Raw genomic sequence first — 27,000 nt, 5'->3', positions numbered from 1 at the left:
CATGAGTTATCAAGTTCTGGCGCGCAAATGGCGACCAAAATCATTTACTGAAGTGGTAGGACAGCAACATGTCCTTAAAATTTTATCAAATGCCCTTTCGTTAGGACGAGTTCATCATGCTTATCTATTTTCCGGCACACGAGGCGTGGGTAAAACGTCAATTGCTCGATTATTAGCTAAAGGATTAAATTGTGAAAAAGGTATCACCGCAACGCCTTGTGGTGTTTGTGATAACTGTCGTGATATTGAACAGGGTCGATTTGTTGATTTACTTGAAATTGATGCCGCATCAAGAACAAAGGTTGAAGATACTCGTGAAATCTTAGATAACATTCAATATCTGCCAACTAAAGGCCGTTTCAAAGTTTATCTTATCGATGAAGTACATATGCTTTCTCGAAGTAGTTTTAACGCACTGTTAAAAACACTTGAAGAGCCGCCTGAACACGTTAAATTCTTATTGGCAACAACCGATCCGCAAAAACTGCCGATCACCATACTGTCTCGGTGTTTGCATTTACATTTAAATATGCTTGATACTTCTCTTATTGCCCAGCAATTAGCGCATATCTTGCAATTAGAAAAAATTGATAGTGAACCGAAAGCGTTACAGCTATTGGCTAAGGCGGCTAATGGCAGTATGCGTGATGCGTTAAGTTTAACCGACCAAGCAATCGCTTTAGGTAATGGTCAGGTTGATGCTGATTCGGTTGCGGCAATGTTAGGCACATTGGATAAATCTATCCCATTTTCGCTAATTGAAGCGCTTTATCATGGTGACGGCAATGCGATGATGCAACAAATTGAATCTGCGGCTATGCAAGGTGCAGATTGGGATAATTTGTTAGCAGAAAGTATCGCCTTATTACATCAAGTTGCGCTCCTGCAAATAGTGCCAACAGCATTAGGCGAATATACCGACAATGAGGAGCGAATACGATTTTTAGCTCAGTATATGGCACCTAATGATGTACAGCTGTTTTATCAAATTTTATTAATGGGTCGAAAAGAGCTTGCTTATGCGCCCGATAAAAAAATTGGTGCTGAGATGAGCTTTTTGCGCGCGTTAGCTTTTATGCCAAAAGCGGTTGGTGCTACACCAGCGGCAACCAATAACGCTAACTTTAATCAGCCGCAAGTTGCGCCAGCAAAGCAGGCTCAGCCTGTGCACGTTCAACCTAAAATCGATAGCGAGGTTAAAGCCAAATTAGCTGCGCCTATAGCACCAACGCCCGCTTCTGCAAAACCGGCAACAACTACCGAGGCGCTATCACAGGCTCAGTCTGGTGTAGCAAATAATAATGTAGAGCCTATGCAAAATGTTATAACAGCAGATCTATCGATTCCCGATGATGCATCGTCTCTTACCAAAAATATTTTAGAGATGCGCAGTAAATTAATAAAAGAGGAACAAACACCAAAAAAGTCTGAATTGGTTGATACTAATCAACCAAAAAACAGGTTGGTTAAAAAGGTGTCATCATCCGCAACTCAATCCGAGCAATCAACTAATGCCAATGTTGATAGGCAAAGCGATAGTATCGAAAATGATGATGAGCCAGAAATCACCGCTGAAAACTATCAATGGCAATCTTGTGGGCTTGTTGAAACCAAAGATGAGTTAGCTATTGATACCAAATCATTTCGGGAATCGCTAAATGGTGATAAAACCCCCGAAATGATAAAAAAATTAATTGATGAAATGGCACAAAAAGATGCATGGTGTGCCGAAATTGAGCAGTTAGATATCGCGCCATTAATTAAACAAATTGCTATCAACTCTTATATTGAACAACTTGATGATGATAATGTTGTGTTACATATGCGCTCTTCGGTTAAACATCTCATTAACACATCAGTAAATACAGCGAAATTAGAAAAAGCTTTAAGTGATAAACGTCAACAAAATTTGAAAGTCAAAGTGATTATTGATGATAATCAAGTGATAAAAACGCCTTTAGAAATGCGTGAAGCGTTGTATCAACAAAAATTAGTGCAAGCGAAGCAAACTATCATCGAAGATCCAAAAGTTGCGATGATTTGTCAATGTTTTGAAGCAAAGATTGATGAAGCGAGTATTCGTCCTGTATAATCTAAGGCTAACTGTTATTAACGAGGAATAATTATGTTTTCAGGTGGAAAAGGTGGCTTGGGCAATTTAATGAAACAAGCCCAACAAATGCAAGCTAAAATGCAACAAGCTCAGGAAGAGATTGCCAAACTTGAAGTGACGGGTGAGTCCGGTGCTGGCATTGTTAAAGTGACTGTTAATGGTGCACATAACTGTAAACGTGTTGAAATCGATCCTTCACTTCTTACCGAAGATGATAAAGAGATGTTAGAAGATTTGATTGCGGCGGCCTTTAATGATGCGACCCGTCGCTTAGAAGAAGCGCAAAAAGAGAGAATGGCGCAAGTTACTGGTGGAATGCAATTACCGCCGGGCTTTAAAATGCCTTTTTAATTAATGCATTAACCTATTTATCCAATATTATTTTGCCGACTTATGTCGGCAAAATTGTTTTGGGTTTTCCTGTCTATTTATACAGTTTATCTTTATTAATTTTTTTCTATCAGGTAAACTAATCGATAATCATCAACGGTTAAAATTAAGTGATTAACATTTAAAAATATGCAGTGCAAATGCGTAAAACATTTAGCATATTTAGCAACGAATGTCACATCGCTTATATTATTCAACCCTAAATTATTAAGGATAAATTGTGATAGGTCGTTTACGTGGGATCATAATTGAAAAACAGCCACCCAAAGTGTTAATCGATGTTGGTGGTGTCGGTTACAATGTTTTTATGCCGATGACCTGTTTTTATGAGTTACCAGATAATGGGCAAGAAGTGATTGTTTTAACCCATTTTGTTGTGCGAGAAGATGCGCAATTGTTATATGGATTTAATCATGAACAAGAACGAGAGCTATTTCGTGAACTGATTAAAGTCAATGGTATTGGTCCCAAATTAGCTTTAGCAATTTTATCCGGCATGTCAGCAGCACAATTTATTGCAGCGGTCGAACAAGGTGAAATTAAAACCTTAGTCAAATTACCTGGCGTTGGGACGAAAACAGCAGAACGCTTAATTGTCGAAATGAAAGATCGGGTAAAAAATATTGGCGAAGGGTTATCATCATTAAAAACTGTGATTGAGCAAGGTGATGTTAAAAAATCGGCAAATCAAATTGAAAGCGAGGCTATTTCCGCGCTTATCGCTCTTGGTTATAAGCCGCAAGAAGCAAGCCGTATTATCAGCAAAGTCATCAAACCGGAAATGGATTGTGAAATGCTCATACGTGAAGCTTTAAAATCAGCATTATAGATAGGAAATAATTATGATCGAAGCAGATCGTTTAATTGCTCCACAAGCTCAAAAAGAAGAAGAATCGTTAGATCGTGCTATTCGTCCAAAATATTTAGACGAGTATATCGGGCAACCGCAAGTTCGTGAGCAAATGAAAATCTTTATACAAGCGGCTAAGCAGCGTTGTGATGCGCTTGATCATGTTCTGATCTTCGGCCCGCCGGGGCTGGGCAAAACAACGTTAGCCAATATTGTTGCCAATGAAATGAACGTTAATTTACGTACCACTTCCGGACCTGTATTAGAAAAAGCCGGTGATTTAGCGGCAATGCTGACCAATTTAGAGCCGAATGACGTGCTTTTTATTGATGAAATTCATCGCCTTTCGCCTGTTGTTGAAGAGATTTTATATCCGGCAATGGAAGATTACCAGCTAGATATCATGATAGGTGAGGGGCCGGCGGCTCGTTCGATTAAAATTGATCTGCCACCTTTCACGTTAATTGGTGCCACGACTCGAGCCGGATCGTTAACTTCGCCTTTACGTGATCGTTTTGGCATTGTTCAGCGCCTTGAATTTTATCGTGTTGAAGATTTAGAGTATATCGTTGGTCGCAGTGCTAAATTTTTAGGTATGGACTTATCGAGTGAAGGTGCCCACTTAATTGCTAAACGCTCTCGAGGTACGCCTCGTATTGCCAATCGTTTATTACGCCGTGTTCGTGATTACGCTGATGTTAAATCAAAAGGTATTATCGATGAAAAGATAGCAACCTTAGCATTGGATATGCTTGATGTTGATAATGAAGGATTTGACTATATGGATCGTAAACTTTTACTTGCCATTATTGAAAAATTTATGGGTGGCCCGGTTGGATTGGATAATATTGCTGCGGCAATTGGTGAAGAGCGGGAAACGATCGAAGATGTGCTTGAACCGTTTTTAATTCAACAAGGCTATATTCAAAGAACACCACGAGGGCGAATTGCCACACCACACGCTTATCGACATTTTGGCATTATTTATGAAAGCTAATTGATTATTTTTTAAATTAGGTTAGCAAACCATTATAAAGGCTAGTTAAACCGAAAAAGCGCAATAATTGATTTATTGCGCTTTTTTTGTGAATAATAATTAACCTAGCTCTTTTTCAGTGAAAATGCCACTAAATAAGTCAGTACTTAAATAGCGTTCACCGGAAGAAGGCAAAATCACAACAATGGTTTTATTGGCATTTTCAGGTAACTTCGCTAGTCTATCAGCGGCAAATACGGCTGCACCCGATGAGATGCCGGCTAAAATACCTTCTTTTTCCATTAAGATACGGGCTGTATCAATGGCTTCTTCATTAGATACTTTTTCGACTAAATCAACTAAGCTTAAATCGAGATTCGACGGAATAAATCCGGCACCAATACCTTGGATTTTATGTGGACCCGGTTTTATAGGCTCGCCCGCTAATGCCTGCGAAATAACCGGGGAGTTAGTCGGCTCGACAGCGACGGCTGTAATATTTTTTCCTTGAGTTTTTTTAATAAAACGGCTTACCCCGGTAAATGTACCGCCAGTGCCTACACCGGCAATAAAAATATCTATTTGGCCGTCAGTGTCTAACCAAATTTCAGGTCCGGTGGTTTTTTCGTGGATTTCAGGATTAGCTGGATTGCTAAATTGTTGTAGCATAATATTGCGTTGCGGATTGCTGGCAACGATCTCTTCGGCTTTTTCAATTGCCCCTTTCATGCCTTTCGCAGCTTCGGTTAATACCAGATTAGCACCTAACGCTTTTAACAATTTTCGGCGTTCAATGCTCATACTTTCTGGCATTGTTAAGGTTAATTTATAACCACGAGCAGCGGCTACTGCTGCAAGAGCGATACCGGTATTACCGCTGGTTGGTTCAACTAATTCAACATCGGGGGTTAATAAGCCACGTTTTTCAGCATCCCAAATCATGTTTGATGCAATTCGACATTTAACACTGAAACTCGGGTTACGTGATTCCACTTTGGCTAAAATGTTACCATGACCAAAATGCTTTAATCGCACCAAAGGCGTGTGGCCAATAGTTTGTGAATTATCATCAAATATTTTACTCATATCAGAATCCTTATTAAAAAACATTAAACGGAACAACACCAAAGTATTACCACAAATTATCGTTAGTATTATAAATATAACTCAAAAAGATGATACTAATTAATAATTATAACAATATGCATTTTGGTAATAAGCAGAATATAAACGCTAGCAATTCGATAAATAAATTGATTAGCATAAAGTGGTAATTACTTGGTATTACCCGCGCTTTCCATTTCTAACTCAATCGCCTCAATGGCTTTTTCGCAACGATAAATACGATTATCCAGTGTTGCGATTTTTACATGGTCAATAGGTTCGGCTGATAGTTCCAGTTCATACTTCATCTCTTGTAATCGGCGTAGGTAATCAAGATGCCTTGAGTGTTTTTCATAAAGTGTTTCGTGAAACACCGTATCGCTCTTGTTTTGGCGTAATTGGTGAGTGGCTAACTCTCGGGTTAGCGCTGTCATTTGATTGATCAGCTTGTCAGATAAAAAGGTCATCTGTTCAAGCTTATTGGAATGTACACTATCGCACAATGCCTGATAGGTTAGCTTTATTTTTTCTAAGTAATAATCACAGTTAGTGGCGATTTTAGGCTGATTAAACAGTTGTTCATCAAAATAGTGCTCTTGAAAAGGTTGTTGATCTGATAGTTTGATCTGTTGTTCAAGAGCCGTAATTTGTGCATCTAATTGGGCTAGAAATTTTTGCATTGTTTTTTAATCTTAAATATCAAGCTTATTGTCATCATCTTGACCAAAATAGCTGCCAAAATGGGTTTTTGATAGTTTAATTAGCTTCATGAAAGATTCAAATGTTAATTTTTCACGGTTGTTTTTATTTTCTTCGAGTACTTTTTTTTCAATAAGCTGAGCTTTGATGTGATTATAACAGTCCACCAAATTGAGCGGTAACGGGGATTGCGATCGTTTACCCAACCAACAGATACCTTGAATAGGTAAACTCAGTGCAAAAAGAATAGTTATCACTGTTACGGCTAATTGTACCGGCATAAAATATTGCCAAACAGCAATAAAAACAATGATAGGCGGTAAATATTTTTTTGCGGTTTTTATGTGGTTTATGATTTTTAATTCAGGAAAAGAATAAGAAAGCGCTTTATCCATTGGGCAAAGCGCCATATATCTTTGACCTGCCTTAAAATTTTTAATTAAATTCATCTGTTGGGGATTCCTCGACATTCGTATTTTATTGTCTTAAAATAGTGCCATTCAAATTGGGGACTCTCTTTATTCTATCTCAAAACACAAGATATCAGAAGTCACCTTATAAAATCGCATCGATTGTTAAATCATGTGTTGAGTTACCAATTTTGATTGGTATATATCTTTTTATTCAATATATAGGAATTACTATGTCATCAAGTAATAACGCTCTTGTTCTTAACTGTGGAAGTTCATCATTAAAATTTGCCATTATTAACCCTGAAAATGGTGATGAGTTTTTATCTGGGTTAGCTGAATGTTTTAATCTTCCTGATGCTCGTATTAAGTGGAAACTTGATGGTGTTAAGAACGAAGCTTCTTTAGGTGCAGGTGCTGCACACAGTGAAGCAATTAAGTTTATTGTTAATAGCATCTTCCCACAAAAACCAGAATTATTAGATAGTATTAAATCTATTGGTCACCGAATTGTACATGGTGGTGAAAAATACACTCAATCTGTTGTGATTGACGATTCTGTTTTAAAAGGTATTGAGGAAGCCTCTGCCTTTGCACCACTACATAACCCTGCGCACTTAATTGGTATCCGTGAAGCGTTTGCTGCTTTCCCTCATTTAAAAGATAAAAATGTTGCTGTGTTTGATACTGCATTCCACACAACCATGCCGAAAGAAGCATACTTATATGCGATTCCAAACGAGCTTTACACTAAACACGGTGTACGTCGTTACGGTGCACATGGTACTAGCCACTATTATGTTAGCCGTGAAGCTGCTAGATTATTAAATAAACCTGTTGATGAAACTAATGTGATTACTTGTCACTTAGGTAATGGTGCGTCTATTACTGCGGTTAAAAATGGTAAATGTGTTGAAACGTCTATGGGTCTAACGCCATTAGAGGGATTAGTTATGGGGACTCGTAGTGGTGATATCGATCCCGCTATCATGTTCTTCTTACATGACAATTTAAATATGTCTGTTGCAGATATTAATAATCTTTTAAACAAAAAATCAGGTTTATTAGGTTTAACTGGTGTGAGCAGTGATTGCCGCTACGTGACTGATAACTATGACACAGATGAAAATGCTAAAAATGCTTTAGATGTTTTCGTTCATCGCTTAGTGAAATACATTGGTGGATATGCCATGTTATTAGACGGTCGTTTAGATGCAATTATCTTTACCGGTGGTATCGGTGAGAATGCTGAAGAAGTTCGTCGTATGGCACTTCAAAAATTATCTATTCTTGGATTTGAATTAGATCAAGAGCGCAACTTAGCTGCACGTTTTGGTAAAGGTGGTACAATCACTAAAGATGGTTCAGCAATTGCAATGGTAATTCCAACTAATGAAGAATTAGTCATTGCGCAAGATGCTGCGCGTCTAACTGCTTAAAAGACAAATAAAACCGCCTTCATGGCGGTTTGTTTTTATATTTAATAAAGAATTAAGAGGAAATCGATTATGTCTCGTACTATTATGCTCATTCCGACCGGAACCAACGTTGGGTTGACAGGTGTGAGCCTGGGTGTTATTCGAGCTATGGAGCGTCAAGGAATTAACCTAAATGTATTTAAACCGGTTGCTCAACCACGAGCCGGTGGCGATGCGCCAGATAATACCACCACTTTAGTTAGCCACAATACATCAATTCCGGCATTAAAACCGCTTAAAATGAGCCATGTTGAAAACTTGTTAGGTTTAAATCAACAAGATGTGCTAATGGAAGAAATTGTCGCTTTATATGCTGAAAATACGAAAGGCGCTGATGTCGTTTTAGTTGAAGGTATTGTACCAACCAGCGATTATCCTTTCGCAAATGAACTCAATAATAATATTGCTAAAACCCTTGGTGCTGAAATTATTTTTGTTGTTAATATGGGTAAAGATACGCCTGAACAACTTAAAGAACGCATTGAAATTGCTCGTTCAAATTTTGGTGGCATTAAAAATGAAAAAATTGTGGGTGTTATTGTTAATAAAGTCAATGCACCGGTTGAAGAGCAAAGCCTTGCTCGTCCGGATGTAGCCGAAATCTATCATACCCCTAAATTTGATGATAAAAAAATTACCATTAAAGATTTAAGTGAACACAGCCCACTGCCAGTGTTAGGTTGTATTCCGTGGAATATCGATCTTAGCGCTTGCCGTGCTATTGATATTGCTAACCATTTTGATGCTAAAATCATTAATGAAGGAGGCATTAAAAGCCGCCGTATTAAACATGTTTCATTCTGTTCACGTAGCGTGCCTAACATCATCAGTCATTTACAACCAAATGCGCTGTTAGTTACCTCTGCTGACCGCTCAGATGTATTGGTGACTATTTGTTTAGCCGCAATGAATGGCGTTGCTATTGGTGGTGTATTATTAACGGGTGGCTATGAAATCGATGATACAATCTACAAGCTATGCCAACCAGCATTTGATACAGGATTGCCGGTATTTACTGTCCAAACCAATACTTTCCAAACATCAATCAATTTACAACAATTTAATTTAGAAATTCCGGTTGATGACAAAGAGCGTATGGAAAATACCCAAAACTTTGTTGCTGATCATATTGATACAAATTGGATTAAATCACTTAATGAAGTGGTAAATTCTGCACGTCGTTTATCGCCTCCGGCTTTCCGTTATCAATTAACTGAACTGGCACGTAATGCGAAAAAAGTGGTGGTTTTACCTGAAGGTGATGAGCCACGAACTGTTAAAGCAGCGGCAATTTGTGCAGAGCGTCATATTGCTAAATGTGTATTGCTTGGTAATCCTGATGAAGTTCGTAAGGTCGCCGCTCAACAGGGTGTGACTCTAGGTGAAGGTGTTGAAATTGTTGATCCGGAAACTATTCGTGAAAAATATGTTCCACGTTTAGTTGAACTACGCAAAAACAAAGGTATGACTGAAGTTATCGCACGTGAGCAACTGGCTGATAATGTGGTACTTGGTACTATGATGCTGGAAGCTAACGAAGTTGATGGTTTAGTCTCTGGTGCAGTGCATACTACTGCTAATACCATTCGTCCGCCATTACAATTAATCAAGACAGCGCCGGGTAGTTCATTGGTATCATCTGTGTTCTTTATGTTAATGCCTGATCAAGTCTATATTTATGGTGACTGTGCGATTAATCCTGATCCAAATGCGCAAGAACTTGCTGAAATTGCGATTCAATCAGCCGATACTGCAATTGCCTTTGGCATCGAACCACGTGTTGCGATGATCTCTTATTCTACAGGTAGTTCCGGACAAGGTGCTGATGTTGAAAAAGTGAAAGAAGCGACCAAAATTGCTCAAGAAAAACGTCCTGATTTAATGATCGACGGACCTTTACAATACGATGCAGCGGTAATGCCTGATGTGGCTAAATCTAAAGCGCCTAACTCTCAAGTTGCCGGTAAAGCGACAGTGTTTATTTTCCCTGATCTTAATACTGGTAATACCACTTATAAAGCGGTACAACGTTCTGCCGATCTTGTGTCTATTGGACCAATGTTACAAGGCATGCGTAAACCTGTGAATGATTTATCACGTGGTGCGTTAGTTGATGATATCGTCTATACAATTGCCTTAACTGCAATTCAATCAGCACAAGAACAAAACGTTAATAAATAATTTTAACGGGTCAAATGTTGATAACAATAAGAGGTGAATATTTTCACCTCTTTTTATATCAATCTAATGGAACTTATAACATTTATTTTTGATTCCTACATTTCGTATAAAGATTTTCTTCACCAATTAAATTGGCATTTTATAGCTCACTCATAATTTTAAACAAAGCGAGTTTTCCAGCGAATTGTGCCTAATGTTGCACAAAATGAATTTTTATTCATAAATGAAATATTTGAAAGAAGAGAAGCTGTTATGTTTGATCATAATACTGGCTTTTTAAATACTTTAACTACTTATAGCCAAAGTAATATGGAAAGAACCCACTTAACTTATTGATTATGATCATTATTATTTATTTAATGAAGTTTTGATCATTCTGTAATACAATTGTAAATAAAAGTTAACAATGGTAAAGCTATATGAATAGTGTTGCAAAAGACGTTATTAGAGTTATAGCACCTAGTTTATATCCAGATACCTTAAGTAATGAAGCCGAGGTGTTAGGGGCTATGATTTGGTTATGGAATCAAAATCCTAAATATAAAAATGTCGCTTTAGATTCGGCTTTAAGCGTATTATTACCTATCATCCAATCTAAGAATTATGTTTTAGTTATTAAAAATAATCAGCCATTAGGTTATATTAATTGGGCTTATTTTAATAGCGAAGAAGAACAACAATATCTTAATAAAGAAAAGCCTTACATCGATTTTGTAAAATATCATCATCCGGCGGCGACTAAACGCCTATGGATTTTATCCTTCTTTTGTCCATTTGGACTCAGGGATGTATTGTTAACGAAATCTATCTGTAAAAAAGTGTTGAAAAACAATCTTTGTTTCTTTGGTTATCACAAGTCAAAAGCTCAAACAGCCGTTAAAAAAGTTCAATGTTAGCATTTTACATTTTAGCTGCTGTCGATATCTATTTTTAATCTTGAATTTAAGATCTATCTAAAATAAATCATTGTCATTGTCGATTGTTACTAAGTGGTCGTACTTATTTTTATCATTAATTTGAAGGAAATTGATATGAACCAAATTTATCTAACAAAATTTAATGTTATCACCGGCACTACTGTAGTTTGTTCTGAATTAGCGCGACGTGCTAGTAAAGCGATGATAACTGTATGCGTTTTAGTTAGTTCTGCTTCAGCTTTTGCTCTAGATTGTACGGCGAGTGCCGATGGATCTTATTTAGTAGGGCAAAATAGCCCTAGCTGTAATAACATCAATGCCGCTACAGCCACCCAATCAGGCAATGCAGGTTTTTACATCCTTACCAGAAGTAAATTACATGAACCCCTTTATGTGGGAGATACAACCCTGACCGCCAATGTTTTAGGTGATTATACCGCGCTTGGAAATCAATATACTTATGGCGTATCTGGCGGACGAATTGAGGCCGGTAATTTGAATTTCACTCTCAGCAACAACGGTAATATCTTCGGTCTTGCTACTTATCACAATGTTGATATAACGGCCAAAAATGTCGAGATGAATATAAACGACAATTATACACGAGGCCGTAATTCAAGCGGAGGTGTTGCTGCATATGGTATATTAGTTGGTTCTGCTGCAAATTCCGGTGAAAATGGTAATTATAATGGAAAATACAGTACAATTACCGTTGATAATTTGAAAATCAATCAGACCACTCAAGGCGGTAAAACTCAACCAATTTTAAATAACGGTATTCGTGCTATTCAAGGCGCTTATAATAATTCTGGCGAAGGTTCAGCCGGTCAAGTTATCGTTAATAATAATTTGGATATGACACTAACCGGAAACCGCTCAATCGGTATCTATGTTTCAGGCAATCAAACCAACCATGATGCTGCTGATAGTGTCGGTAGCCAAGGTCAATTGACACCTAAAGTGATCTTAAAAGGCGAAAAAAACACAATCACTATTAATAAAGGTAGCGATAATTCAATGCTTAAATGGGATAGCATTGGTGTTAAATTGGGGAAGACACGTAATACTGGTGAAGGTCCAGGAATTATTGAATCTTATGGAGAATTAACCATAGATACGACTAATGCTACAGAGGGTAGTGGTATAAAAATGGTTCGTAATTCTCAATTTAAAGCCGATTATGATAAAAGTTCAACCATTGTTAAAACCAATGGCTATGCGTTAGAAATTGGTACGCATGATGATGCAACGCCAAGTGGGGTGCTTGAACAAGCGGCATCGCATGGATTAAATGCCAGTTTTAAAGATGCCATATTTACTACTACCGGAACAAGTAACGATCCGGTTATCAGCAACTCTCTTGGACGTAAAGATCTGATTTTTGTCGATCAGGGGCAAATTGATACGCTCTTAACTTTTACTGGTGATAAAACCAATCTGACTGCTAACGATAGTGGCTATATTATTAATGTCAGTGGTAATTATTCTGCACCTAATTATGTATTCTACTCTAATACTTATGATTCTAGTGGGGTTGAACAAGGGCTAGATGCTTATCAAGGATCTTCTGTAACTTTTAACGCTTCAGGAAAAGGGAGTATGACTGGGTTGATCTCTAAAGGTGCGGTGAAAGTTGAAGAGGGGGAAGTCATTAATAATAACCTTACCCAAACACTCAATGTTAATATAGCTGACGGTTTTAGCTGGAATTTGAAAAAGAAGGACAACGAGAACATCGCTAAATTTAATACTGTTATGCTAACAAATGGGGCAACAATTAATGGCGCTTTTGAAGATGTAGGTTCAAATGATTTTATTTTACAAGGTAATGTTATTAGTGATTCCGGTCTGATTGATTTAGATAACACATCACATCATCAATATAATGATGTATTAACTATTGACGGCAACTATAGTGCTTCAAATGATGCTAAATTAAAAGTAAATACACTTTGGAATGAAACCACAACAAGGTCTGCAAATGATTCGCAATCTGATGTTTTAAAAATCACCGGTAGCGCTAGTGGTTTGACAAAAGTTATACCGATAAATTCCCAAGGTGTGGAAAATATTATTGATGGTAATATAAAGGAGGTTGCTGAAGTAATTAGCAGTGCAGCCTTCATTTTTGTTGGAACAGCTGGTAGTGGAAATAACTTTATTGGTGAAGCGCATACAAAAGGCGCCACTGAAGTTCAGTTAGCTAAACGACAAACAGCTAATGGCGATGAATATTTCTGGACAATGCAAGCCGCTACACCGCCAACACCACCAACACCGCCAACACCACCGACACCGCCGACACCGCCGACACCGCCGACACCGCCAACGCCGCCAACGCCGCCAACGCCGCCAACGCCGCCGACACCGCCGACACCGCCGACACCGCCGACACCGCCGACACCGCCGACACCGCCGACACCGCCGACGCCGCCAACACCGCCAACGCCGCCGACACCACCAACGCCGCCGACGCCAGCTAAGCCTATACCTATTTATGCAAGTCCAATAGCAGGTTATGTTGCTATGGCGAGAGTAAATCAGGAACAAGGGCTTTTAAGTATCAGTTCTTTACATGAACGTCGGGGAGAATACACGAATTTTGACTTGTCGAATTGTAACACTTGTGACGGCATCTTAAGCGAAACATGGGGCAGGTTAATCGGTAAACATTTAAAACAAGATGGTAAAAATCGGTTAAATGTCGATTCTGATATTTATGGATTTCAATTTGGGCATGATTTATTAAATAATATCAGTGATGACGGTAGCCATAACTATACTGGTATATATGTAACTTACAGTAAAGGGCATACCGATTTTTCAGATAAATATCGAGCTGAGCATGGTTTAATTGCACACAATAAACGAACCGGTAAAGGGAAATCAGAGTCTGTAAGTTTGGGATTAACCAATACTTATTTCTCAATAAATAATAATTATTTGGATTTGGTCGGTCAGTTTTCATATTTGCGCAATAAATATGAAGCTCGTAATGGTAACAACCCGCATGCTCAAAATGGTTGGGGAGTTGCGCTTTCTGCTGAAACAGGGCATTTATTCAAATTTTCTCAAAACGATAATGATTTAAATTATTGGATCATTGAGCCTCAAGCGCAACTTGTTTATCAACATGTCGATTTAGATAGTTTTACTGATAAATATCGTCGGGTAGATCAAAATAATCAAGATTTACTACGTGGACGAATTGGCGTTCGAATGGGCGATAATAATCAAACCGCAGAACAACAAATTACATCAATATACGCTATTGGTAATATTTGGTACGATTTTGTTAAACCAAGCCATGTCACAATAGGTAAAGATAGTATTAAAGAGAAATATGCTCGTACATGGGGCGAATTGGGCTTAGGTGCTAAAACCCCAATTGCGCAAAACCTCCATGTATATGGTGATGCTCGTTATGAACACGATCTGGGTAACACAAAGCGTCAGGGGTATCGAGGAAATATAGGTATAGAGCATAAATGGTAAATTGGATAATTCAATTTAGATCGAATTGATCGTTGCCAATTTATTCAATCTGATTATTTCAATATACGCAATGGCTTGTTATGCATTGCGTATATTTTTTGATAAAAAGACAAATGAAATTTGAAAATCATCAATGCTTAATAAGATTTACCAATCAGGCTTGTTGGTCGCATAATGCTTAAATTGTATTAGACATAAAGCGCTTTAAAAACTGCAATTGTTACTATTTTAACCTTACCTTTTGAATATTTTTGTCATAAAGAACGACGTTGCGTTTTATATTTAATCTCACCATAAAATGGCAAATATCTGGATAAGCATATAATGATTAATTATGCAGTTTCTTCATCATGATTTTTTAATAATGTTGAAAGCATTTCCATAAATTTTTGTTTCTCATCTTTTAACGCAGCAAAAAATTCATTATCAATTTTTTCAACTAAAGGGACTGTTTCATTAGCCTTATCAAGGCCTTTTTGAGTTAATTGTATCGATTTTGCTCGACTATCTTTGATTGAGCAAGAGCGTTTTATATAATCCTTTTTTTCTAAATTCTCTAATATTTGAGAAATGGTCATCACATCGATATTTGTTTTATTAGACAAAATAACTTGCGTAATTTCATCAGGATATTGAGACAGATAAGCAAGAGTGGCAAGCACAATAAATTGAGGATGCGTAATAAGCTGTTTTTTTAAACATTTTTTTATATTCGTGTGCCAGGACGAATAAGTTTTCATAAAAATAAAACCAATTGATTCAGCGTCATTTTGGAATTGCGTTAAAAACTTATTGTCCTTCGTCATAATTTACCTTTCTACTAAACTGTTTAATTTGTAAGTTTTATCAATAATATCATCTGAAATCTGTTTAATAAAATCATACGAGGCCTTAGTATCCAATTGAGGATCGGGTTTTAGCGAAATTTCAGCTTTAAGTGCATATTGATTTTCAGCTATTTGAATGATCTGATGTGAGAAAAAAAGTAATCCGATATCCGGCATATCAAATTGCTCAGTAAATTCCTGTTCGTTAATCACTTTTGATAAAGTCACTTCCATTTCGGGCATGTTTTGTAATTTAAAAATACCTTTAGCCCCAGTTTTTAGTTCACCGATTATACGAAAGTCTTCAAGGTCGGTTTCCCATAATTTTCTTAAATTAAGTTCGATAAAGTACTGCCAAATTTGTGCTGGATTGGACTGAGTAGGTAAGATGAAAGAGATTGAGATAGCGTTCATTGTTTTGCTCCTTTTTAATAAGTGTTTTTATTATAAGCATACTTATTAATTAAGTAAAGCGATATAGATACCATTAAAAACGTAATCAATCAAACAGTTAAATTTAGTTGTGAATAAAGTTTAAGTGAATCATTACCAATAAAGTCAATCGTATTAACGCTGATATTGAATGATATATTCGATAGGTTTAAAATTTAACAAATTAAATTTTTTACAATTGTTTTTTCATTTAATCAATTCAATTGAATCAGTAAATGATACAATAGCATCCCAATTTTGTAATAGTTCATAGTTTAGGAATAAATTTGATGAAAAATGATATCCACCAGCAACGTATTTTAATCCTTGATTTTGGTTCTCAAGTTACCCAGTTAATTGCTCGTCGTGTCCGCGAAATTGGTGTTTATTGTGAACTTTGGCCATGGGACGTATCGGAAGAAAAAATCAAACAATTTAATCCTAAAGGTATCATTTTATCCGGCAGCCCTGAAAGTACGACAGAACAAAATAGCCCAAGAGCTCCTCAATACGTTTTTAATGCAGGCGTGCCTGTCTTAGGTATCTGCTATGGAATGCAAACAATGGCTGTTCAAATTGGTAATGGCGGACAAGTTACTGGTTCCAATCAGCGTGAATTTGGATACGCCAAAGTCGATATTGTTGGTCGCTCAAAATTAACTGACGGCATCTTCGATAGCAAAAACGAAGCAGGCTTAGAGCAGCTTGATGTCTGGATGAGCCATGGGGATAAAGTAACAGCTTTACCTGAAAGTTTTACCGTTATTGGTCGCACTGAAACATGTCCTTTTGCAATCATGGCAAATGATGAAAAACAATTTTATGGCGTTCAGTTTCATCCTGAAGTTACCCACACGGTTAAAGGTTATGAATTACTTCAACGATTTGTCATTGATATTTGCCATTGTCAAAAACTATGGACACCTTCTTCAATCATCACAGATGCCGTTGCCCGAATAAAAGAAAAGGTCGGAAATGATAAAGTTTTATTAGGTTTATCCGGTGGAGTGGATTCCTCGGTAACTGCACTATTGTTACATCAAGCTATTGGCGATCAGTTAACCTGTGTTTTTGTTGATCATGGACTATTACGCTTGAACGAAGCAAAACAAGTTATGGACATGTTTGGCAATAAATTTGGTTTAAATATTATAGCGGTTAATGCCGAAGATCGTTTTTTAGCCGCCTTAAAAGGCGAAACCGATCCCGAAGCGAAGCGCAAAATTATTGGTCGTGAATTTGTTGCCGTATTTGATGAAGAGGCTGCAAAACTCAAAGATGTTAAATGGTTAGCTCAAGGTACGATCTACCCCGATGTAATCGAATCGGCAGCAGCTGATACCGGCAAAGCGCATGTGATTAAATCGCATCATAATGTTGGTGGTTTACCCGAAGATATGAAAATGGGATTAGTAGAGCCACTTCGTGAACTATTTAAAGACGAAGTACGTAAAGTGGGCTTAGAACTTGGATTACCTTACGATATGTTATACCGCCACCCATTCCCGGGTCCCGGTTTAGGGGTAAGGATTCTTGGCGAAGTGAAAAAAGAGTATTGCGACTTACTGCGCAAAGCTGACGCCATTTTTATTGAAGAACTCTACAATGCCGACCTATACCACAAAGTCAGTCAGGCCTTTACCGTATTTTTACCGGTACGCTCTGTTGGGGTAATGGGTGACGGACGCAAATATGATTGGGTTGTCTCATTGCGTGCGGTAGAAACTATCGACTTTATGACTGCACACTGGGCGCATTTGCCTTACGACTTCTTAGGGCGAGTATCAAATCGTATTATCAACGAAGTCAATGGCATCTCACGAGTTGTCTACGATATCAGCGGCAAACCGCCAGCGACGATTGAGTGGGAGTAATAATACCCATTCCAAGATAGCGATTTAAAATCCGTTAAAGCCAGTGATACAATGGTGTCACTGGCTTTTTTGTTTATTGAAATCTTTAGATTTTCACCTTTTAGTGTTGGGGGTAAATTTAATTAGCTTTTAGGAGGAGAGATACTTGCTGACTGGAACCTAAATGGAGGCATTAAAAACAAAGGATAAAGTTTATAAGGCTTCAGATCGTAAGGGTGTGTATTGTTACAATTACTAAATCTGGTTTAGTCGCATTTAAATTCGATTCTTTGGTGATTATTTAAGCATCTAGAACAGCTCAAGAATCTTGTGTTGACTAATATACTGAACTAAAAAATTTATAACCTGACAAATGATCTTATTGTTTTGTGGGAGTGTGTACGTAACCTGACGTAGGAAAATGGGACTTGTAGCAAATCTATGATTCGTGATGGTATGCGATTAAAGGGGGGAATGTTGAAAAAGTTGATATAATTAATATCGTTAATTAGAACGTATTAAATAATTCGTGATAAAATAGAGCGATGTTTAATCAATCTTAGTGTTCAATACATGGATGAAAATACTATAAGTATTTTAAAACGAGAACTACAAAGCTGCTTTGGAGATAAAACGGTTCTTATTGTTGGTTCAGGATTATCTTGTGCTGAAGGCATACCTGGGATGTCGGATTTAAGTAGTTTTTTGTGTGCTAAAGTCCCTAATTTATTGATAGAGTCTGATGATTTAAAAACGTGGCAAGATATTGCTGTTAAACTAGAAGCCGGGCAAGACTTAGAAAGTGTTTTACTATCATGTCAGATATCAACATCTCTAGAAGACATTATAATTCAATTAACTTCAGAACTCATGCTTACCAATGAACTCCTCGTATTACGTGAATGTATTCTAAACCAGCGAAAATTAAAAATAGAAAAATTATTGCCTTATCTGTCTCTTACCCAACCTAAAGTTATTAATATTATTACTACTAATTATGATCGATTAATTGAATACGCAGGCGAAAGTTTAGGTTATGGTGTTGATACTATGATGGTCGGTAAATTTTTGGGGAAACACAATCCTAAAGAAAGTTTATTTTCTTTATGTATTGGTATTACAGAACGAGCCAAAATCCCTAAACTTGCCTATAAAAATAGAATTAACCTATATAAACCACACGGCAGTCTTGATTGGTATTCAACGCCTAATGGTACTTTATCTAGTCAGCTAAATTTTAATTGTCCTAAAATGATAATTACACCTGGCACTCAAAAATACTTAAAAGGCTATCAGTCACCATTTGATGCACATAGAGATCAGGGAAATCGAAAAATAGACGAAGCTAGCTCTATAATTTTTGTTGGTTATGGTTTTAATGATACGCATTTACAAACTCATATATCAAGTAAGCTACAAGAAGGGACCAAAGGAATTATTCTAACGAGAACTTTATCTGAAAATGCTCAAAACATTATCAAAACATCTCCTCAATTAATTGCGCTCTCTCATTTAGAGAGACAAGGGATATCAGGAACTTTGGTAACAACATGCAATTCATCAGACTTTATATCTGATACACAGTGGTGGGATTTAGAAAAATTTGTTGAAGGAGTATTAGTGAATGAATAAAAATAAAAGAAGCTTAAATTTTTCAGAGCGAGAGCAAATTGGTGTTGTTTCTGCTGTAGACACAGCTAAAGTCTTAATTACTGTTGAAAATAAAGCTTTAATGCCATCTATCTCTGTAGGTCATTTGATAGCAATACAAGGACGAATTATAACAGAATTTCTGATAGGTATTGTTGATAAAGTAACTCGAACTTTAGATGAGAGATTGCTAAGTGATGATATATCTGATGATGGTTCACTTCCTGTACAAGAAACTCAAAAAGATTTAATAAGAGTTATATTAATAGGGACTTATCGAAGTGTGGAAGGTAGTGAATCAAACACATTCAAACGTGGCGCTGATACTTTCCCTCAGGTCGAGAGAGCATGCTACCTATTTGAAAGTAATAATTTACAGTTATTTATGAATTTACTTTCATCTAAAGTTCCAGTAAATGAGAGATTAATATTAGGTAAGTTTATTGCAGATGAGGAAGCGATAGCTATTGCAAATGGTGATAAGTTTTTTCAAAGACATGCAGCTATTCTAGGAAGTACTGGTTCAGGAAAAAGTTGGACAGCGGCTTTAATTCTAGAAAAAGCAGCCAGATTAACATATTCCAATTTGATTGTTTTTGATATGCATGGTGAGTATAAGCCGCTGTGTGAAGGCGATAGTGCCTTTGCTAAACGTTTTAGAATAGCTGGAACGGCCGATTTAGATAGCCCTAGAGATGATTGTATCTTTTTGCCTTATTGGCTGCTTAATAGAGATGAAATGTTAGCAATGATATTGGATAGAAGTGATGATAATGCACCCAATCAAACGACTCGATTCACGGAACATGTAAAAAAATTAAAAAAAGATACTTTACAAAGGCTTAGTAAACAAGATGAGTTAAATACTTTCACTGTTGATTCACCTATTTATTATGATATTAACGAACTAATGAATTTACTTATCAGTGATGATGAAGGAAAAATTCCTGGTGCGAAAATGAATACAGAAAAAAAAGGTCCTTGGAATGGAAAACTAACTCGTTTCGTCGCTAGATTATTAGCAAAAAGAGAGGATCGTCGCTTAGGATTTATGTTTTCTCCTCCAGAAAAGACAAGTAATTTTGATTGGTTAGTAGATTTTGCTAAATCGTTATTTGAAACTGGTCAAGATAAAAAAGGAATTAAGATTATCGACTTTTCTGAAGTTCCCTCTGATGTTTTGCCAATAGTCACTGGAGTATTAGCAAGGTTAATATATAGTATTCAATTTTGGATGGATAATAATTATCGACACCCATTAACATTAGTATGTGATGAAGCACACCTATATTTACCTGTTCGGGATGCAGCAGAAGCAGCTGAAAAAAGAGCTCTAGAATCATTTGAAAGAATAGCTAAAGAAGGTCGTAAATATGGTGTTTCTTTGCTTGTTATTAGTCAACGTCCATCAGATGTTAGCCGAACTATATTAAGTCAATGTAATAACTTTATCATCTTAAGATTGACTAATGATCAAGATCAAAGTGTTGTAAAACGTTTAATTCCTGAATCAATGGGCGGAGTAGCTGATATATTATCTTTACTTGATACTGGAGAAGCTCTACTATTAGGTGATTCCATTTTGTTACCGACAAGAATAAAACTGGATAAACCTTCTATCGAACCAGCAAGTGCAACAAAACAATTCTGGACAGAATGGGCTAATAATGAAAATAATCTTGATTCAATTTCTGATGCTGTTAGCGCCTTAAGGAAACAAAGTCGTTGAGAATAAGGTTATTGTTTTATTAAGCTATTTCAACAATATAAATTTTAAATGAAAAATTAATACATTGATTTATATGGTGAAAATCAATCATTGAACAATTGAAGTGGAAGAAACCGCAATCAACATCATATAATCTCATATCATTCATTCTAATTTTAAGCCTTGTTTTTCAAGGCTTTTTAGTCTCACCTAATATCCTCAAAGTACATTTTTTTTAACGGTAGCTTTGGCGGTATTATGAATTTAATCTGGAACTTTTTACTAAAATTATCGATTCAAATAATATAGGATTTTTTTAATCCACTTGAAATTAACAAAACATCGCTTCAAGCAAAAAATTGCATTAAAGTAATTGAGATTAGCTATTAGTGATTAACGCCTGGAAAACTAGATACATATTGGATAGTAAAATCAGGGAATGAGTCGACGATTTGTATTTTGTAGTCAGGAAAACTATCGACTATTTGCCATTTACCCACGCTATTTGCAAACGCATCGACTTTCTGAACTTTTAAATCAGGAAAAGAATTCACGACTTTAACTTTATAATCAGGGAAGGAATTAACAATCTTAATTCTTCCATAAATTTTAGACACATCAACTTTGGCAAGCGATACAAATGAAAGACAAATCATAAACACAATAAGCATTATTTTTTTCATAGCATCACCTTTAAAAATATTAGATCACTATTTTATCACACATTACCCTAAGGAAGCTTTTTTTAATAATAGTAGACTGGGACAATAAATAGCCTGTTTGCTAAAACGTATCAAATGATATTAACGATGCATTTAAACGCATAGAAGTAAAAAGAATTTACGTAGTTAAAAGCAAAGGTGTGATGCTTTTATTTCATTGAATTAAAATAGAAAAAGAATCAGTATGACAACAGGGGTAAGAATGAATAGGGCGCTAAATGAAGTTGCTCAATGTTTAATTAAAGCTACAGAACACTAGTTTGGTGGTTAAGTAACATTAGGGAGTGTAGTGCCAAAAGTTGTAAGGCTAGCTGATTATATTGGTAATCATACGTTATCGACGGTATTTTGACCGTTTGTGAGACAAGTTTAGTAGAAAGCCAGTTGTCAATTTTTCTTTCATTTTCAAACCTTTTAGCAATGTTTGCATATTGTTTAAAACATAAAAACCTTTAAAAACTTATTATTAATTGATCTACAAAAATGACTGACTTAAGTATATACTTCTTTTTTAAGCAAAGGTTTCTTCGCTATTTAGTGATAGCGGATAAAGCTAATTTAAGTTATTGCCTCATTTAAGAAATTAAGGATCATTGAGTATGATTTTAGGTAACATTCATCATTTGGATTTAGTCCCTTATTTGCCCGCCAAAATAAAGCAATCGATTGAGTATATTAAAGACAATGTTAATCAAAATACACCTGTTGGGCGTTATGATATCGACGGAGATAATCTTTTTTTTATGCTGTCTGATAATACTTTACGCTTAATTAATGAGGCTAATCCTGAATATCATCATAAGTATATCGATGTTCAAATCGTGTTAGAAGGACAAGAGGGCATGGCGATTTGCACTTTGCCACCACATACCAAGATGCTGGAAGATAAATTAGCCGATAATGATATTGCGTTTATTCAAACCCCTAAAGAAGAAACCATGCTGGTTTTGCAACCCAACGATTTTATCGTATTTTTCCCAAACGAAGTGCATAAGCCGCTTTGTGCGATTGACAATAAAATTACGACAGTTCGCAAAATTGTGATAAAAATTGCTTTGGACTATTTATAATTAGAGTAAGGACAATAGGTAACACTATGACGACAAAAATTGCTGTTATTGGCGAATGTATGATTGAATTGTCGATTAAACAAGATTCGACGGCCCGCAGTTTTGGTGGAGACACTTTAAACACTTCAGTTTATTTATCCCGTCTTTTAAAAGATAAAGATTTTTCCATTCATTATGTTACAGGGCTCGGTACTGATCCCTTTAGCCAAGAAATGTTAGAAAGCTGGCAAAAAGAGCATATACAGACTGATTTAGTACAAAAAATGGCAGATAAAATGCCCGGGCTCTACTCTATAGTTACCGACGAGTATGGTGAACGTTCTTTCTATTATTGGCGTAATGATGCCGCTGCGAAGTTTTGGCTAAAAACTTCGCAAAGTGAAGAGATTATTAAAAAAATTGCCCAGTTTGATTATGTGTATTTAAGTGGGATTAGTATTGCAATTTTAGATGCTGAAAGTATTCTTAAATTGTTAGACCTGTTAAAACAGGTGAAAGCAAATGGTGGAAAAGTCATTTTTGATAATAACTTCCGCCCGCGCTTATGGAGCAGTTTAGATTTAGCCCGAAGCGTGTATGCAGATATCTTATCTTATACTGATATCGCATTTTTAACACTGGATGATGAAGATTTGTTATGGGGAGCGCTTCCTTATGAGAAAGTCATCGAAAGAACGCAAAACTTTGGCGTGAGTGAAATTGTCATCAAGCGGGGTAGTGATAGCTGCATTATTCAATCAGCCGAAGGACGTTTTGATGTCCCTGCTAACAAGATTGCCAAAGATAAAGTTATCGATACCACTGCTGCTGGCGATTCATTCAGTGCCGGGTATCTCGGTGCTCGTTTAACAGGAAGAAGTCCGGCACAATCTGCCGTACAAGGACATTTAGTTGCTGGTACGATCATTCAATACCGTGGAGCTATTATTCCTTTAGAGGTGACACCAAAATTAATTGAAGATTAATTAGCTTATAAAAACGGTCATTTATGACCGTTTTTTTATTGAATTTTGTAACAATGAGTACTTGTCTATTAGTGGTAAAACTTCATTATAATTGATATTTTTTGTCAAAATCTTTCAGATTTTATATGCGTTTTAGTATAAAATAGTAAATTGTGCTATATTCATGGGAAATTATCCGTGCATCATTGAAATTGTCCTAACCGACCATATTCAGTTATATAATAGTATATTTACTTCAAAAACACTGGTATAATATACAGTTAATTTTTTATCTAATCTGCTTAAAAAACACACAAAAGAAGAGATATATGTCAATTAAAGATATCGATATTCGTGGTGCGAGAACGCACAATCTAAAAAATATTAATGTTGTAATACCTCGAGATAAGCTTGTTGTCATTACTGGTCTATCCGGATCAGGGAAGTCTTCGCTAGCATTTGATACCCTTTATGCCGAAGGGCAACGACGTTATGTTGAGTCGTTATCGGCTTATGCTCGTCAATTCTTATCTTTAATGGAAAAACCGGATGTGGATCATATCGAAGGTCTGTCACCAGCTATTTCGATTGAACAAAAGTCGACTTCGCACAATCCGCGCTCAACGGTTGGAACAATTACTGAAATCTACGATTATTTACGTCTATTGTTTGCCCGTATTGGTGAGCCACGTTGTCCTAATCATAATTTACCTTTAGCTGCTCAAACTGTTTCGCAAATGGTTGATAGCATTATGGCGTTACCGGCTGAAAATCGCTATATGTTACTGGCACCGGTAGTCACTGAACGTAAAGGTGAGTTTGTTAAACTTTTTGAGCAACTGGCTGCAAGTGGATATATTCGGGTAAGGGTTGATGGTGACGTTTACGATCTTTCTGATCCACCTGAGCTTGAGCTTCAAAAGAAACATACCATTGAAGTAGTGGTTGATCGTTTTCGTATTCGTGATGATCTAAAATTGCGATTGGCCGAATCCATTGAAACCGTTCTGTCAATCACTAACGGGATTGTTAAAGTTGCCAACTTAGATGATCCCAAAGCGCCGGAGCAGTTGTTTTCGGCTAATTTTGCCTGCCCGATATGTGGCTATAGTATATCTGAACTTGAACCAAGACTATTTTCATTTAACAACCCTGCCGGGGCTTGCCCTGAGTGTGATGGTTTAGGTGTGCAACAGTATTTCGATCCAAAACGCATAGTACAAATGCCTGAAGTCTCTTTAGCTGCTGGTGCAATAAAGGGTTGGGATCGTCGCAATTTTTACTATTTTCAGATGCTCAAATCGTTAGCTGAACATTATAAATTCGATATTGATACGCCTTATGAAAAATTACCCGAAAAAGTAAAAGATATCTTATTAAATGGTTCTGGTAATACTGAAATTACTTTCGTTTATACAAATGATCGTGGTGATGTGGTTAAACGTAAACATAGCTTTGAGGGAATTATTAATAATTTAACTCGACGATATAAAGAAACCGATTCACCAACAATTCGTGAAGAGTTGGCTAAATATATAAGTCATCGTCCTTGTCCGTGCTGTGAAGGATCTCGTTTATGTAGAACGGCAAGACATGTCTTTATTAACGATACCAATTTACCAACGATCAGTAATTTAAGCACTCAACAAGCAAAAGCTTTCTTTGATAAGTTATCCCTAACCGGACAACGAGCGCAAATTGCTGAAAAAATTCTAAAAGAGATCAACGACCGTTTACAATTTTTGATTAATGTTGGATTAAATTATTTAACGCTTTCACGATCAGCGGAAACGCTATCGGGAGGGGAGGCACAGCGTATACGACTAGCCAGTCAAATCGGTGCCGGATTAGTTGGGGTGATGTATGTACTTGATGAGCCTTCAATTGGTTTACATCAACGTGATAATACTCGATTGATCGATACCTTAACGCATTTACGTGATTTGGGTAACACCGTTATTGTGGTAGAACATGATGAAGAGGCCATTATGGCTGCTGATTATGTGATTGATATTGGGCCGGGAGCAGGCGTGCATGGTGGTGAAGTGGTTGCTCAAGGAACGCCGAAACAGATCATGGCAAATCCTTCTTCGTTAACCGGAAAATATCTATCCGGTAAAGAAAAAATAGCGATACCGGCCACACGAACGAAAGTTGATAAGAAAAAGATGTTATCGCTAATTGGCGCCACCGGTAATAATTTAAAAGATGTGACTCTTAATATTCCGGTTGGACTATTTACCTGTATTACAGGGGTATCTGGATCAGGAAAATCAACGTTAATTAATGATACTTTATATCCTTTAGCGCAAAATGAGTTGAATGGTGCTGAAAAAAGTGATATTGCGCCTTATAAATCAATTAAAGGACTTAACTTTTTTGATAAAGTCATCGCGATAGATCAAAGTCCTATCGGGCGAACACCACGCTCAAACCCGGCAACCTATACCGGATTTTTCACCTCAATTCGTGAGCTATATGCTGGCGTGCCAGAGTCTCGTGCGCGAGGCTACACTCCGGGTCGATTTAGTTTTAATGTAAAAGGTGGACGCTGTGAAGCTTGTCAAGGTGATGGACTGATCAAAGTCGAGATGCACTTTTTACCAGATATTTATGTCCCATGCGACCAGTGTCATGGGGCACGTTATAATCGTGAAACGTTAGAAATTAAATATAAAGGCAAATCAATCAATGAAATCTTAAATATGACGGTTGAAGAGGGGCGTGAATTTTTTGATGCTGTCCCGATGATTGCTCGTAAATTACAAACATTGATCGATGTCGGGCTTTCTTATATTACAATTGGGCAGTCGGCAACGACCTTATCCGGTGGTGAAGCGCAACGAGTAAAACTTGCAAAAGAGTTATCAAAGCGTGATACTGGTAGCACATTGTATATTTTAGATGAGCCAACAACGGGTTTACACTTTGCTGATGTAAAACAGTTGCTTGCGCAGCTACACTCATTAAGAGACAAAGGCAATACCATTGTTGTTATTGAGCATAATTTAGATGTGGTTAAAACAGCAGATTGGATTGTCGATTTAGGACCGGAAGGGGGGAATGGTGGTGGTGAAATCATTGCCGAAGGAACACCTGAAGATGTAGCTAAATCAAAAATTTCTTACACCGGACAATATTTAAAACCGTTACTTGAAAAAGACAAGGCGAAGTAATATAA

20 protein-coding genes are annotated in these 27,000 nt (G+C 36.8%); 14 read left to right on the top strand and 6 right to left on the bottom strand.

Annotation, left to right across the window (positions count from 1 at the left end; genetic code table 11):
- Position 1 precedes the first annotated feature (1 nt).
- The 4 genes from dnaX (at position 2) to ruvB (ending at position 4,350) form a co-directional block, all read left to right on the top strand.
- Positions 2-2,092: a DNA polymerase III subunit gamma/tau gene (gene dnaX / locus J3U42_RS07395; RefSeq protein WP_267336111.1), complete on the top strand. Its 2,091-nt coding sequence runs from the start codon at positions 2-4 to the stop codon at positions 2,090-2,092.
- A gap of 33 nt (positions 2,093-2,125) precedes the next feature.
- The gene (locus J3U42_RS07390) at positions 2,126-2,464 is read left to right on the top strand and encodes a YbaB/EbfC family nucleoid-associated protein (protein WP_220217463.1); all 339 of its coding nucleotides are present in this window, start codon (positions 2,126-2,128) and stop codon (positions 2,462-2,464) included.
- Positions 2,465-2,723: 259 nt separating this feature from the next.
- Complete coding sequence (ruvA, locus tag J3U42_RS07385) at positions 2,724-3,332, top strand: Holliday junction branch migration protein RuvA (protein ID WP_220217462.1); 609 nt, start codon at positions 2,724-2,726, stop codon at positions 3,330-3,332.
- Positions 3,333-3,345: 13 nt separating this feature from the next.
- The gene (gene ruvB / locus J3U42_RS07380; protein WP_220217461.1) at positions 3,346-4,350 is read left to right on the top strand and encodes a Holliday junction branch migration DNA helicase RuvB; all 1,005 of its coding nucleotides are present in this window, start codon (positions 3,346-3,348) and stop codon (positions 4,348-4,350) included.
- A 99-nt stretch (positions 4,351-4,449) separates the two neighbouring features.
- Here the strand turns inward: ruvB and cysK are convergent, their stop codons facing one another.
- From cysK to yfbV, 3 genes are all read right to left on the bottom strand, one after another.
- Positions 4,450-5,415: a cysteine synthase A gene (gene cysK / locus J3U42_RS07375; protein WP_220217460.1), complete on the bottom strand. Its 966-nt coding sequence runs from the start codon at positions 5,413-5,415 to the stop codon at positions 4,450-4,452.
- A gap of 188 nt (positions 5,416-5,603) precedes the next feature.
- Positions 5,604-6,113 carry a primosomal replication protein PriC gene (gene priC / locus J3U42_RS07370; protein WP_267336110.1) on the bottom strand — a complete coding sequence of 170 codons (510 nt, stop codon included), beginning with the start codon at positions 6,111-6,113 and terminating at the stop codon, positions 5,604-5,606.
- 12 nt (positions 6,114-6,125) lie between these two features.
- A complete protein-coding gene (yfbV, locus tag J3U42_RS07365) occupies positions 6,126-6,581 on the bottom strand; it encodes a terminus macrodomain insulation protein YfbV (protein WP_267336109.1) in 456 nt (151 codons plus the stop codon).
- Between the two features lie 194 nt (positions 6,582-6,775).
- Between yfbV and J3U42_RS07360 the strand changes: the two genes are divergently transcribed.
- The 4 genes from J3U42_RS07360 (at position 6,776) to J3U42_RS07345 (ending at position 14,613) form a co-directional block, all read left to right on the top strand.
- Positions 6,776-7,981, top strand: coding sequence for an acetate kinase (locus J3U42_RS07360; RefSeq protein WP_220217457.1), 1,206 nt, complete (start codon positions 6,776-6,778; stop codon positions 7,979-7,981).
- A gap of 69 nt (positions 7,982-8,050) precedes the next feature.
- A complete protein-coding gene (pta, locus tag J3U42_RS07355; RefSeq protein ID WP_220217456.1) occupies positions 8,051-10,201 on the top strand; it encodes a phosphate acetyltransferase in 2,151 nt (716 codons plus the stop codon).
- A gap of 419 nt (positions 10,202-10,620) precedes the next feature.
- The gene (locus tag J3U42_RS07350) at positions 10,621-11,097 is read left to right on the top strand and encodes a toxin-activating lysine-acyltransferase (RefSeq protein ID WP_267336108.1); all 477 of its coding nucleotides are present in this window, start codon (positions 10,621-10,623) and stop codon (positions 11,095-11,097) included.
- 135 nt (positions 11,098-11,232) lie between these two features.
- Entirely contained in the window at positions 11,233-14,613 is a 3,381-nt protein-coding gene (locus J3U42_RS07345; RefSeq protein ID WP_267336107.1) for an autotransporter outer membrane beta-barrel domain-containing protein, read from the top strand.
- A 332-nt stretch (positions 14,614-14,945) separates the two neighbouring features.
- Here the strand turns inward: J3U42_RS07345 and J3U42_RS07340 are convergent, their stop codons facing one another.
- Both J3U42_RS07340 and J3U42_RS07335 read right to left on the bottom strand, forming a co-directional pair.
- The gene (locus J3U42_RS07340; protein ID WP_267336106.1) at positions 14,946-15,419 is read right to left on the bottom strand and encodes a MarR family winged helix-turn-helix transcriptional regulator; all 474 of its coding nucleotides are present in this window, start codon (positions 15,417-15,419) and stop codon (positions 14,946-14,948) included.
- A gap of 3 nt (positions 15,420-15,422) precedes the next feature.
- Positions 15,423-15,854 carry a hypothetical protein gene (locus J3U42_RS07335; RefSeq protein WP_267329215.1) on the bottom strand — a complete coding sequence of 144 codons (432 nt, stop codon included), beginning with the start codon at positions 15,852-15,854 and terminating at the stop codon, positions 15,423-15,425.
- Between the two features lie 308 nt (positions 15,855-16,162).
- Here J3U42_RS07335 and guaA point away from each other — a divergent pair, with 308 nt between their 5' ends.
- The 3 genes from guaA (at position 16,163) to J3U42_RS07320 (ending at position 21,104) form a co-directional block, all read left to right on the top strand.
- On the top strand, positions 16,163-17,746 hold the full coding sequence (guaA, locus tag J3U42_RS07330) for a glutamine-hydrolyzing GMP synthase (protein WP_267329214.1): 1,584 nt from the start codon (positions 16,163-16,165) through the stop codon (positions 17,744-17,746).
- A 552-nt stretch (positions 17,747-18,298) separates the two neighbouring features.
- On the top strand, positions 18,299-19,357 hold the full coding sequence (locus tag J3U42_RS07325) for an SIR2 family protein (RefSeq protein WP_267336105.1): 1,059 nt from the start codon (positions 18,299-18,301) through the stop codon (positions 19,355-19,357).
- The gene (locus J3U42_RS07320) at positions 19,350-21,104 is read left to right on the top strand and encodes an ATP-binding protein (protein ID WP_267336104.1); all 1,755 of its coding nucleotides are present in this window, start codon (positions 19,350-19,352) and stop codon (positions 21,102-21,104) included. Before J3U42_RS07325 ends, J3U42_RS07320 begins: the two co-directional genes overlap by 8 nt.
- Before the next feature lie 365 nt (positions 21,105-21,469).
- On the opposite strand, the gene J3U42_RS07315 is transcribed toward J3U42_RS07320, so the two are convergent.
- Complete coding sequence (locus tag J3U42_RS07315) at positions 21,470-21,766, bottom strand: hypothetical protein (RefSeq protein ID WP_267336103.1); 297 nt, start codon at positions 21,764-21,766, stop codon at positions 21,470-21,472.
- A gap of 638 nt (positions 21,767-22,404) precedes the next feature.
- Between J3U42_RS07315 and J3U42_RS07310 the strand changes: the two genes are divergently transcribed.
- From J3U42_RS07310 to uvrA, 3 genes are all read left to right on the top strand, one after another.
- Complete coding sequence (locus J3U42_RS07310; RefSeq protein ID WP_267329212.1) at positions 22,405-22,875, top strand: YhcH/YjgK/YiaL family protein; 471 nt, start codon at positions 22,405-22,407, stop codon at positions 22,873-22,875.
- Between the two features lie 26 nt (positions 22,876-22,901).
- A complete protein-coding gene (locus tag J3U42_RS07305) occupies positions 22,902-23,840 on the top strand; it encodes a sugar kinase (protein ID WP_267336102.1) in 939 nt (312 codons plus the stop codon).
- Positions 23,841-24,154: 314 nt separating this feature from the next.
- A complete protein-coding gene (gene uvrA, locus J3U42_RS07300; RefSeq protein ID WP_366939814.1) occupies positions 24,155-26,995 on the top strand; it encodes an excinuclease ABC subunit UvrA in 2,841 nt (946 codons plus the stop codon).
- Positions 26,996-27,000 lie beyond the last annotated feature (5 nt).

Origin of the sequence: Gilliamella sp. B2923 (assembly GCF_026536565.1) — a bacterium.
Classification (GTDB): Bacteria; Pseudomonadota; Gammaproteobacteria; order Enterobacterales; family Orbaceae; genus Gilliamella.
This window is presented reverse-complemented; position numbering and strand designations above follow the sequence as displayed.